3 protein-coding genes and 1 pseudogene are annotated in these 13,228 nt (G+C 64.2%); 2 read left to right on the plus strand and 2 right to left on the minus strand.

Going from position 1 to position 13,228, the window contains the following annotated elements:
- Positions 1–11 precede the first annotated feature (11 nt).
- Both QN358_RS11980 and QN358_RS11985 read right to left on the minus strand, forming a co-directional pair.
- Entirely contained in the window at positions 12–8,831 is an 8,820-nt protein-coding gene (locus QN358_RS11980; protein ID WP_323512496.1) for a kelch repeat-containing protein, read from the minus strand.
- Positions 8,832–9,591: 760 nt separating this feature from the next.
- Positions 9,592–10,840 (minus strand): annotated as a pseudogene (locus QN358_RS11985) (IS4 family transposase).
- 409 nt (positions 10,841–11,249) lie between these two features.
- On the opposite strand from QN358_RS11985, the gene QN358_RS11990 reads away from it, so the two are divergent.
- Positions 11,250–11,852 (plus strand): MerR family transcriptional regulator, encoded by a 603-nt coding sequence (locus tag QN358_RS11990; RefSeq protein WP_323512497.1) that lies wholly within the window; start codon positions 11,250–11,252, stop codon positions 11,850–11,852.
- 16 nt (positions 11,853–11,868) lie between these two features.
- Entirely contained in the window at positions 11,869–12,837 is a 969-nt protein-coding gene (locus QN358_RS11995; RefSeq protein ID WP_323512498.1) for a hypothetical protein, read from the plus strand.
- The last annotated feature ends 391 nt before the right edge of the window (positions 12,838–13,228 follow it).

Raw genomic sequence — 13,228 nt, forward strand, 5'->3', positions numbered from 1 at the left:
ACTCATATCGTCTAGACGGTTTTTGATCGTCTGCGTCTGATGAAGATCATGGCTGACACGACGATGGCTAGGAGTACGAGGGCGGCGATGCCGATCCAGATCCAGGCGGGTGACCCAGACGCCGAAGTGCTCGTGCCATTGGCAGTGGGCTTCGCAGTGGCTTCATACGCCGTCGCTGGCACGGGGTTGGCATGGGTGTCGTAGACGTACGTGTCTGCCGCAGCGCCGGTGTCGTTGGCGCCGCCTGCGATGAGCACTCCGCCCTGGATGGGTGCGGCGATCATCGCTCCGCGGCCGCTCGGCAGCGACATGAGGGTCGTCCACTCATTGGTCTGGGGGTCGAAGCTGGCTACATCGGAGAGTGCGGAGGTGTCGCTGATTCCTCCGGCGACGAGAATGGTGCCGTCAGCCAGCGGCACCATCGATGAAAGTACGGTGGAGGTCGACTGGATACCAGCCGCGCTCCAGCTGCCCGTTGCGGGATCGTATGTTTCGGCTTCGGGCGCGCTTCCGCTTTCAAGCACCCGGCCATCGGCGAGTTTGATGGCCGACGCGTAGAAGCGGGGGTTCAGCATGCTGCCAGTAGGGCTCCAGGTGCCGGATGCCGGGTGAAAGATCTCCGCCGTCGCCACGGCACCCGATTGACCGAGTCCGCCCGCGACGAGCACCGTGCCGTCAGTCAACGCGGTAGCGGTGGGTGACGCCCGCGCAACGAGCAGTGGCGCGCCCGCCGACCACGTACCGGATGCCGGACTGTAGATGTCGACCGACGAGACGGGTGTCTTGCCGACGAGACCGCCGGCGACGAGCACGGTACCGTCAGGCAGTAGTGTTGCGGTCGAGCCCTGGCGCGCGCTCGAAAGATGGCCGGCATTCGACCATGTTGCTGTCGCCGGGTCGAAAATCTCGGCCGAGGCGATCTCACCGGTGCTGTTGGTTCCACCGGCAACCAGCACCCTGCCGTCGGGCAGCACGGCGGTCGCGGCGTTCGCCCGGGCATCGGTGAGGGGGGTGGTTCCGGTCCAACCGCCGGTTGTGGGGTCGTAGATCTCGGCGCTGCTGAGAACGCTGGATTTACCGTCGGAGCCGCCGGCGGCAAGCACCCGGCCGTCGCGCAGTTTCGCGGTTGCCCCGAACAATCGGGCGGCACCGAGGCTGCCGGCTGTTTGCCAGGCCGGCCCGACAGGTGGAGTGTCGGCGGCCGTCGGAACGGGGGTCGGCTCAGGGAGCGGGTTTGCCGAGATCGCCGTGGCAAGGTGAATCACGGGTTGGGCTGCCGGAAGTGGCGATGAGGTGCGTTCGTTCTGGGTCACGAGACTGGCCAGATGCGCAGGCTGCTGCGGCGTCGCCGCCGCGCTGCTGTAGTCGCTACCGACGGTTCTGCGCACACTGTCGGCCAGGCCGCTCGGTAGCGGGAGGGTGATGGAGTGGCCGGTACCGGGAATGTTGATGCCGATGCCGGAGGCGTTGATCGAGAACCCGATGCCGCTGATCGTCGCGCCGTAGCTGTGGGTCGTTTCCCAGTACCAATCGCACGGCCACGGAACGACTCCCCATTTTGCGCAGACGCTGTGAGGGAGGTAGGCACCGAGCTGAATGGAGGCGCTGAGGTCGGCCATTGCGCTGAATCCACTGGTGCCGACCGTGATGGTCAGTGCGGCGCTTGCGGCAACGGTGATGTTGACGAGCCCGAGATCAAGGGTAGTCGGGCTCAGTGATATAGAACCAGCGAAGGCCATGTTGAATCTGCTCGGCGCAGCGTCGATGAGGAGGGTGGTGTGCCCGATATGAAGGGAACCGAGACTGACCGCGCCCAGCGACACAAGGGAGTGGAACGTTCCGGCATTCGGGTTGATCGCGGCGTCGACATCGATCGGAATGCCGAACACTGCGCCTTGGAACGCGAGGCCGTAGCCGGCCGGGTACACTGCCTGACCGATCGTCGCCCCGGTGGGCGAGATGTACAGTTCGGCGAAGTTCGCTGTCACGAGATCGGCCTTACCGAACAGCGCGAACGGTTTGAGCGCGGGCGAGCTCGATCCGCGAGTACCGATCGACAGGTCCAGCAGCAGGCTCGTCTCCCCGAGGCCCAACGCAACGGTGATGGGCGCACCCTGCTGGTAGCCCACAATGCCGGCGATCGGGCTGGGCAGCTGGCTCACCGTAGCCGCCACGGCGAGCGACGGCAGCGGCAGGCCGGTGAGGGTGATACCGCCCTGCAGGGTGAATCTGTTGATGGTCAGTCCGCTGATGCCGAACGCGTCAGACCAGTTGTTGACGGTCATGAACGCCGTGAGCTGCGTTCCGATACTGATGCCTCCGACCATGGCGACGTCAGAAGGAGTGCTTCCCGATGCGGTCTTGGGCAAGTGCAGGGTCGCTGTGGTGATGAACGCGAAACTCGGCTGCGTCTGAGACAGCATCATCGCCAAAGCCATCGTGTCTTCGCGCAAGTACGTGCCGTCGCTGTTGCTGAAGACGTTGTGCGGCCCGAATTTCAGGTCGACCGTGAGAACGACGGTCGGGTCGGCGAAGTTCAGCGCCGCGGTCGCTGCGACCATGGTTCCAGCGCCGACATTCAGGCCCAGGGTGTGGATAGCGCTGCTGACATTGGCTCCGAGCGAGAAGTCGAGCCCTGCAGTGACGCCGGGTTGCAGGGTCAGCGTGCCGAGCGTCGGGTCACCGGTCTGCACGTCGATGGCGCTGTTGGCGTAGTAGATGTACGCGTTGTGCGCGGAACCGCCCAGTACCGATGACAGGTCGGAGGTTCCGCCGACCGCGAATCCGTCAGCCCCGAAGGTCAACTGGGCGATCAGAGAGAACGCCGCGCCGCTGGGCATGACGATGTTCAGTCGTGACGATGCCTGGGCGGTGAAGGCACCGTCGACCCGAGCGATCAGCACGGTGATGCCGCTCATGGTGACTCTGCCATTCACGCCACTGAAAGCGGATCCAGGAATCTGGGTGGTGAACCCGAAAGACGGGTGTGTCAGGTCGAAGCAGGCGTTGCCGGTCGCGGAGGCGTTGACGGCACCCGCCGACAGCGAGACGCTCGAGGCCGCGACCAACCAGGAGTCGCCGACCGCACTCACCGAGCAGCCAGCCGGTTGACGTGCACCGTTGCCGAGTTCGAAGGTGTTCAGCGCCAGCGTCACGCCTCCCGCTGGGTTCAACGACACCAGCGACGTGTTACCGGGCGTGGGTGCGGCCGCGAAGTCGTAGCTGTAGCCGTCTGCGGTGTGGGTGAGCGCGCCGCTGATCGCAGCGTTCACCGTGACCCCGGTGGCCGGTGACCACTCGTCAATCGTGGTCGAAACCGTCAAAGAATAGGAGGTCATGCTGGCGAACTGCGCTGTGAAGGGCACCGTGGCGGAAGCCACCGCGAGGGTTCCGGATGCCCCGAGCCCCGCAGTACCGACCGACAGCGTCACGCCACTGGCGGTTGCGTCGCCGAGCGCGATCGTGCCGCTGATCGGCGCGCTCAAGTTGGCCGCGAAGACCCCGGCCGCGGTTCTGGAAACGACGCCCGTGAGCGTGGTGGTGCGCCCGAGCAGGCCGAGGTTCGTCACGGTGCCCGTTCCGGTGAAGCTGCCATCTCCCGAGATCGCAACTGCCAGATGAACGGGAGAAACCGTCGCATCCTGCCCCTTCACGGTGCCGTCTGCCGTCAAACCGAACGTCTTGTCGGCGTAACTCACCGATGCGGAATTCAGCACGGTGCCGCCGGGGAGTGTGAGCAGCGGAAACGCGCTCGGGGCGTTCAACGCTGCAGCGAAAGCGAGAGACGTGTCAGAGCCCTTCGGAATCTGTACCGAGAAGGTGACGGTCGAGTTCGAAGGCAGTGCGAAGTGCGCCGACTTCAGCACAGTGGCGGTTCCGCTCGGCAGCACCATCGACCCGAACACCGACAGTCCGGCGGGCAGATCGACGACGCCGGCAAGACCGATGCTCGGCACGCCGGTGAGCCAACCGGTCGTCGCCGCCGATGCATAAGCCAGGTAGCTGTTGGTAGAGGGCAGGCCCAGCGAGGTGGCGTCGAACTGCCCGCCGATCACCAGAATGCTGTCGCTGACGTTAATCGTGACTACTGCCGTGCCCGACTTCGACCCGACTGCGACCTTCGCGGTGGCGGTGCCGAAGACCGCGGTCGTTCCGCCACCGGCGTGCCAGGCATCCAGTGACAACAGACTGAGATCGACACCGTTGATCGAGGTGCCGGTCGACGTCGCTTCGACGTGCCAGCCATGGTCGGCCAACGACAGGCAACCTGAGGCGGGCACGGTCAGACCGCCGACGGTGAGACTGCCTGAGATCGCTGCAATGGCGCCGACGGTGTAGGGGCATCGCGAGTCGATCTTCTTCGGGTCGCCGCCCACCGAGATCGTGTTGATGGTGACGGTCACCCCGCCCTGGGCCGCCCACGTAACCAATGAATGACCTGCAGCACCCGCGGCCGAGACCGCGAACGTGGTGGCGCCGCCAGCTCGCGCCAGCGTGCCATGCAGCACGGGCGTGATCGTCAGCCCGTCAGCGGGGCTCCACGCCGGCGGCGGGCTCGAGCTGTCCAGTGCCAGCGAGTACGAATCCGTCGACACGAACGAACCGGTGACCGCCACATCGACTGCTGATGAGGTGCCTGCGGCGATGCTTGCCGTTCCGGCGAGAGCGAACGCGGGAGTCGTGCCGGTCATGCCTGTGACGGTCACGATCGCGCCCGGCTTGATCGACAGGCTCGCGGTAGGCGTTGCGCCGGCCGTCATAGTCGCCGCCAGGGTGGCCGTCGTGGTACCCGCCGCAGAGCGGTCGACGGTGCCGGTGAAGATGACCGCGGTACCGAGCATTCTGACCGCCGAAGTGGTGAGTGCACCGTGGGCGCTGCCGTCTCTGCCGACGGTCGCGACCAGCGTCGCGCCCGGCGCGGAACCGGCGGCCGTCACCGCCGCCACGACAGTGTACGCCGGGGTCTGGTCGGCGGCGTCACACGGCGTCGGGGTTCCCACGGCCGAACCGGGGCACACCGTACCGAAGTCCACCCGCAACGAGGCGTGGCCCGAGACTCCCGGAATGGAGACCAGCGGCAGATCGGCGTGCGCACCCGACGCCAAGGCAAGCGATCCTGACGTCGGTGCCGTGACACCGCCGGTTGCCGTAAGCGGAAAACAGATCGCCTGCGTCACCGAGAGAGCCCCCGACCTCCAGGCCGAAGGCAAGGCCAGCGAGCCCGTCTCGAGGCAGAGACCCGAAGCCTGATTGACAGAGATCGTCATAGCCGTGGCCGTGACCGAGGCGTTGAACAGCGAGACATCTGCTTTCGCCGACAGAGTTCCGGCTCGGTCGCAGACACCGAGACCACCGGGAATCGTGATACTGATGCTGCCGAGACCGCCGGTGTCGACGGTGAACGAGTGCGATCCGGCGAGCTGGGCTGCCGTCCACAGATCACCGAAACCAGTCGAGCACGGCCCGGAGGAGGGCAGCTGGTACTGAGTCGACGCCGAGGGGGTACCACCCGCGATGAAGTCTGTACTGGTGCCGATGAAGGCCGCGCTCAGGGTGCTGATCGCACCGGCTGCGGGCAACGGAATGGCGCAGCTTGCAAGCGCACCGGCGTCGAGGGCGACCGTGTGGCAGCTGCTCGCGTTGTCGGTGAACTTCACAGAGCCGACCGGTACGCGCGACAGCGCTGTGCCACCATCGACTGCCGCCCGCACCGAGATGACCAGCTGGGTAGCACTCTGGGTCGTCGTCAGGCTGACACTGACGGGTACAGCTGTCACGGTAACGCTGGTCGATGTCGCGGCGGTCGAGGTAAGGGTGAAGCTCGTAGCATCCGGAACGAACGAGGCCGTTATCGCGTGGTTGCCCGCGTGAAGCAGACCAGCTGGCAGGATGCACGAGATCGTCGTTGCGCCGGCTGCAACGGCTGACGTGGCGGTGCTGCACAGGGTTGTGGCGCCTTCGATGAAGGTGACGGTTCCGCTCACCGTGGTGGCCGTTACCGTGGGGCTGACGGTCGCGGTCACGGTCGGAGACGTGCCGAATGGCGCGCCAGAGCCAACAACGGTGATGGTGGTGGGCGAGTTGGCCACTCTGGTGGAGTTCTCCGTCGTGCCGACGGCGCCGACGAGCGCGTCGGAATAGCTTGCGGTGAAGCTCGGTGTCGAGCCCGGCACCACTGTGTAAACGCAGACGACGGTGATGGTGCGACTGGATCCATGGGTGGACTCGGTGCGAGAGCACGGCGAAACTGGGGCCGGCGCGAGAGTGATCGGTGACGAGAGAGCATCGGTCGCCGGCACGGAGAGCCTGGTCGTCACGATCATCGGCACACCCGCTGCGGTGGCGCCGCTCGAGTTGCTTGTGGCAGACGTCCACATCGAGCTGCTCAAAGGCTTGACGTTGAGTGTGGAGGCGGGCGCGTTGCCGTCTGAATAGCTGCCAGAGGGGTCGTGGTAGCTCATCAAGTAGGTGTGCGGGCCCGCCGCCGGCGTGACCGCCAACGAGGTCACCCGCGGATTCGCACTCAGATCGATTGTCCCGATCGGTGTTGTACTGCCGAGCCCGTCGTAGAACGTCACGACACCCTGGGAGATGACGGTTGCGCCCGCGCCGGTCACCGTCGGGCTGAGAGCGAAGCTCTGGCCGGCAACAGGGTTGACGACGGCAGCACCTGTGCTGTCGAGAATGCTCAGACTGAGCGTCGGCGCCAGCGCCGTCGTGTCGACCTGGACTGCACTACTGCTGACCGCTGCGTATGAGTTGTTGGCTGGTGAGGTGGCGGTGTAGTCGTGCTGACCTCCGTCCGGAGTGAAGGTGCACGTCGCCGTTGCGGCATCTGCGGGTTGACCGCCCGGGTTCACGAGTGCATCGCACTGCGCGTTCGCACTGCTGCCGCCATCTGCCCTGCCCACGTGAACCGTGCCAGAGGGCGCAACAAGCGCGCCAGCTGGAGGGGTGATCAAGACCGTCGCGGTCGTCGGAGTTCCGAACGTCGAGGTTGTCGGGTTCACCTTCAGCGACACCGATGCGACATAGGCGTCCGCGGTGAAACTGGTCACGCCAGCCGACGGAACAGTCGACTCGTCAGGGGTGAATGACGCGCTGTTTGCACGGGTCACCGACGGGGTCGCCGTGTCGACGATGGGCGTCGGATCGAAATGGGCTGCGACGGTGTAGTGGCCAGGCGGCAACGTGGCCGGGCACTTCAACGTGAACGACGTTCCCGGTGTTGCATAGGGTGTCGCCGGGCCCGCCGGCTGGCACGAGGCAGAGAAACCTGCGGGCGCGGGCGGATCGGTCGTGATCGACAGCTTTCCGTCGACGAATCCATCTGCGTTCGGCGAGACGGTCGCTTCGAACTGGCTTCCCGGTGTGCCGTCGGTGTATGCAGCGGTGGCGATGCTCACCGTGTTCGGGTCGGGGGCAACTGTGATGGTCTGTGTTCTGAAGGAATCGGCGAAACCCGCACTGCCGGAGAAGAAATACGTCAGCGTATGCTCGCCTCCCGTCATCTTCTCTTTGGGCACGATGCAGCTTGCCGACCCGGAGGCAGATACGGGAGAGGAATCGCACACCACGACACGGTCGAGCATTGTCTCCACGGTGCCGTCTTCAGCAGTGACGGTGCCGCCGTCTGAGACCTGAACGGCGAATGTCTGCTGTTTGATCGCGAAAAGAGTGCCATGGGGTACCGGCGTGATCGCCGACGGGCCGCGGAGGTAGGTGAGGAAGACGCTACCGCCAGCGAACGAGTTGACGCAGTTTGCGGGAGTCTCGAAACACGGGTGTGTTGCCGCGGGAAAAGAGGAAGAACTCTTCCCATTGTGCCCGCCGCTGATGTTGCCACTGCTGCCCCCGGGATTTCCGCCCCCGCCGCCGCCGTCGAAGGAGAAGAGCGAGCCTCCCAGTGCGCTTCCTCCGCTTCCGCCGGTAGTCGGATCAGTCCCTGTACTCCCACCATCGGGTGATACCCCGCCCAGACGACTTCCGTCCCAGGAAGCTGCGCCGCCGCCGCCCGCCGCGACCACAATCGGCGTACCCAGAAAGCCGGGCGTGACCTTGTAGGGGAACGTATGAAAATCGATCACTGGATCCGCCCGGTCGGCAGTGATGGCAGTGGCACCGCCACCACCTCCGCTCACATTGCCTCGAGCCATACCTTCGCCGCCTGCGTATCGGGGAATGAGCACCGAGGTGCCATGCGCAGATACGATCATTGTTTTGCCCTCAGGCACAGACGATGTTGGAGCGTATACCCCGCCCCTGATTCCGACGTCGATCGTCAACACGTGGTCGGCGTCGTTCGCGATCGTGCCCTCAAGCCGCTGCCCTGCCCCGCTGAAATAACACGCGGGGTATGACACCGCGGGCTGAGAAGACGGATTGTAGACCGCCTGGCAGTTGATGGGCTGGTATCCCGAGCCGTCCGGCTGAAATCCAGCGGCACCCATGGCGACGAACTGGATTCCCGTCATTCCGTGCACCATGCGGAACGTATATTCTTTGCCGGCTTGCGGCTGGTAACCACAGTCAACCGTGCCGTTCGACGGGAGTACGCCAGAACAGTACTCGGAAAAATTCGGTGACGCCTGCGCGGAGACCAGCAGGGCTCTCTGCACAGGCGTGATCAGAATCAAGGGGGCTGCTGCCGTCACTCGATTCGAGGTCGTCGACGTAGTACCGACCGGGGTGACCGTAGTGACCGGTGACGTCGGTGCAGCATCCATCGACGTCGGCGAACTCGCCGACGCCGAGAACGGGGTGGTCAGCGCCGTGACGAGAGCAACGATGACGAGAAAGGCAGGCAGGCGTAATGCAGCGAAACCGCGCACGAGGGTCCTAGCAGTAAGGGTGGCGTGCGGTGAGGCACTGGGGGCATGCAATGACGCTCAGAGACCACAGAACACACACAACCCCGTGCGTGTCGAACAAACGCGGCTTCTGTCAATCAACCCCAGGGCCGACTTCAGCTTTAGAAGTGATCGAAGACTACCGCACTTTCGCAATCTCGCGAAGCGCCCCTCGTTCAGTTTCGGTCGTCGAAAAGTTCGGAATGGAGGCCGACGAGGTCAACAGCTCCAAGCCTTTCGCAACCTGATTTGAAGCGAATTTCGGCTGGTTCGCCGGTCAGACAAACAACGCAGCGCTAGCCGCTGCTTCGAGGGCGGCGAGGGCGGCCGATCGGTGGCTGTTTCCCTTCGCACGACGGCTTGCATTCACATACATCACCAGCAGAGCGACTGTGACGACGAGGTAGAGAGCCAAGATTCCCGCTATCGGCATAGTGCTTGTCATCTGGTGTTCGGGGCTCAGCGAACGTACCTGCACGGTCACGTCCCCTCGAGTGGTGTGCTTTCGCTTACCGGTCGAGGTCAGTAGTTGAAGCTTAGCCTCAATACCGTTCAGTTAAGTGTTTGAATCGTGATTTCTGGTGCATGGTGGGGTTGTGGCCAATGCGCGTGGTGGAAGCGTTTGGCGGGCCATTTCGAGACCTTGCGCTTGACGACTCGAGGGTTTGATCGCTGTCGCCGCCCGGGGTTCAGCCGTCGGACGAGGGCGAGGATGGCGTGACGCCAGACCGCTTTGGCGTGGTCAGGTCGCGGAGGGGGAAAAATCGCCCTGGGCCACGGAGCGGCGGGCGATGCGGAGTGCGGCGACGAAGGAGACCCGATCAGGGTCGCGGTGAGCGTGCTGTGCAGCCTCGATCATCAGGGTCGCGGTGAGCGTGCTGTGCAGCCTCGATCATCAGGGTTCGGATCGCGTAGTGACAGCAGAGGTGGCCCCAGATTTCCTGCTTGACCAGATCCGGGGACTTGGACCGCATCACCATGCGCGGGCCGCGCTGATGAGTTTTCAACTCGTCGAACACAGACTCGATCTCCCACCGTTCGGAGTACACGGTCGCGAGCTCTTCCGCAGATGCCTCACCCGGATCAAGGATTGTCGTCAGCAACCGGTAGCCATCGGGATTGTCGCGGCCGTCGTCGATCGTGTAGTCCACGACCCGCACGGTCAACGGTGGTGTCGATTGCCGCCCCGGGCCGGAGGTCGGGATGATCGTGGCCAGCCACGAGCCATCCGCGAGGGTCTCCAGGTACCGTGGACGGAGGTTCGTTTTGACCCGCCAGAGCAGGTCAGCGCCCGTCGCTGCCGCCTGTTCCCATAGCCGGAAGCCGTAGAAGCCACTGTCGGCCAAGACCAGCATGCCCGGCTCGAAACGGCCGGCGAGCTCCCGTGAGAGTTCAATTTCCGACGTCGCGCATGGGCCTATCACCGCGTCGAGAATCGCATGCGTTCCGCACTCGGCCAACGCCACCAGGCGCGCCTGCGGGAAGGCAGATTGCTCCCCACGGCTGACTGGCGGGCGGCCAAAGAACTCTGCGTTCACCACGCTGTCGGCCAGATCCAGGACCGTTCCATCGATGGACATCAAACGCCGCCCAGCCAACCACGAACCCGGCGTGTCCGGCCCGGCCAGGGGCCGCGCGACTCGGGCAAACAGAGCCCGCACCGGTTCAAATCCGAGCCGCCGACGCGCCTGAAAAATAGCCGACTTCGACGGCGGCACATAAGCCTCAGACCAGCCAGAAGACCACGAGAGCCCATCCGTCAACTGAGCAAACACATCCTCATAGGACGCTTCGGCATACAGGCCCATCCCGATCGAGAAATACGCCATCACCCGCGCCGGCAAAGCCCGGTTGCGCTGCTCAGTCCGACCCGCCGCCATGACCACCTCGTCAATAACGTCCCCAGGGAAAACACGCGTCAGCAAGCCGACCGATACCAAATCAGACAACCGACGATCAGAGACCGGCTTCACCCACCCTGTTCGCGCCATACCGACAACGTAACACAGAGAGCCTTAACTGAACGGTACTGAGGCTAAAGTCTCGAGGTCGAAATGCATTTTGAAAGAGAGCAGCGTGACGGGCTTCGACGCAATGGACGCTGTCCACACAACGACGAGCCCCGCCAAGAGGTGGAGAGCCTCCAGCCTTCGTCCCTAATCGTGTGATTTATTCCCTTTCGTGAACTGACACCGCTTTCTTCTTCTTCACAGCGTGCCGCTGCGTCATCGTCAGCTCCGTAGAAACGGGCGTATCCCACATCCACCAAATCACTCCCCAACCAAGCCGAAACGGAGGTTTTCAAATGAGGCAACGAACAGGGCTACGCGAAGGTTTCCACTGAGTCAACGCGACTACTAGATAGTTTGACTGTCGGATAGATATATTATCTGTATGCGAATGGCTGAGTTCAGTACCACCAGCGGTATCCCGGTGGCGACGATCAAGTACTATCTCCGCGAAAAAATGCTGCCTGCGGGCGAGAGCGAGACGGCCAACCAGGCCAGCTACGGGGCCGTTCACTTGGATCGTCTGCGTCTCATCCGCGCGCTCATCGACGCGGGTAGGCTCAGCGTGGCATCCGCCCACAGCGTGCTCGAAGCTATCGACTCGGATGCCTCGCTGCCCGAAGTCTTCAAGGTGGCGCAGCGCTCTGTGTCGGCGCCCATTGAACCGGGCGACCTCGAACCGGCGGACCTCGCTAGCATCAACGTGCTGCTCGAGGGATGGCACGTTTCACCGGAGAACCCCGGGCGTCTCGCTGCAACACGGGTTCTCTCCGCCTTCCGCGGAGTCGGGCAGAAGGATGAGCGGGGCTGGTTCGCCCGCTACGCCGAGGCCGCCCTGCTGATCGCCGCCGCCGACCTCGATGAGGTCGAGTCGCGCCAGGGCCGCGCAGCCAAAGCCGAAACTGTCGCCGTGGGCACGGTGCTCGGCGACGCCCTGATCTCTGGGCTGCGCCGTGCAGCCCAAGAGCACGTCACATCCCAGCGATATTCCTGAAGAAGAAATGACCACCATGACCCGCACGATCGATGCGCACCCCGCCTCCGTCCTCACCCGCTTCGGTGGGCACCGGCCACTGCTCTGGCTCGCCCTCGGCATGCTCGCCCTCACCGTGATCGCCCTCGTCGGTCTGGTGGTGGACCCCCGCATGATCACGGGGATGCCGCTCTGGGAGAAGCCACTCAAGTTCTCGCTCTCAGTACTGATTTACAGCGTCACGCTGTCCTGGCTGCTCGGCCAGCTTCCGCGGCACCGCCGACTCGCCTGGTGGGCCGGCACGGTGGCCGCTGCCTTCCTCGCCGTGGAGATGATCGCCATCTACGGGGCCGCCGTCGCCGGCACGACCAGTCACTTCAACGTCTCGACCCCGTTCTCGACGGCGATCTGGGGCACGATGGCGGTGTCGATCGTGATCGTCTGGGCTGCAACCATCCTCGTGGCCGTGTTGCTGTTCCGCGCCGATCTCGGCGACCCCGCTCGCAGCTTCGCTATCCGGTCCGGCCTCATCATCGCGGTGATCGGCATGGGGCTCGCGTTCTTGATGACGAACCCCACCGCCGCCCAGCTGTCACACTTCCATGGGATTGCTGGTGCCCACACTGTGGGCCTTCCCGACGGCGGCCCCGGTCTGCCGCTGCTCGGTTGGAGCACTGTCGCGGGCGATCTGCGCATCCCGCACTTCGTGGGAATGCACGCGATGCAGGTGATCCCCATCGTCGCGCTGTTGCTCGAACTGGGCTCTCGCCGCGTCTCGGCCCTGCGCGATTCCGGCACCCGGCTCGGCATTCTCATCGTGATCGCGGCGCTCTATCTCGGAGTCATCGCGGTGCTCACCCTTCAGGCGCTCTCCGGCGAGTCGATCGTGCACCCGGATGCCGCCATCGCGACCGTCTCGACCGTGCTATTCCTCACCGCCGTGGCCGCCAGCGCGGTAATCGTGGTGCGCAGAAAACGCCTCACAAGCGGCACAGAGGGCAGCTAGGTAACTACCTCGGACGCTGGTCTGAAGTGTCCGAAACGAAGAACGCCGAACTTATCCCCAATACGGGGTTTGGGTAATGGTAGAACGAAAACGGTCAGATTCAAGCGGTCAACGCACCGGCAATGTGCCGGCATACAGAACGGTGAATGCGCCGACACCTGCCTGTAGACCAAGTCCCGTCTGTCCGATAGCAGCGAAGACGGCGACCGGTGTCGAGATTGCAATGGCTGCTTGCGCTGCGATTGGCCAACGCTCGAACCCTGAACGGATTTTGGCTACTGCTGATGCGCGTTCCACAGGTCCCACGATAGTTTGGTCACGTCCCGCTGAGTGGTGTGCTTTCGCTTTACCGTGCAGGTCAGTGGTTTTAGCTTAGGCGGCGGTCAGCTCG

Origin of the sequence: Subtercola sp. RTI3 (assembly GCF_035018625.1) — a bacterium.
In the GTDB taxonomy this organism is placed as follows: domain Bacteria; phylum Actinomycetota; class Actinomycetes; order Actinomycetales; family Microbacteriaceae; genus Subtercola; species Subtercola vilae.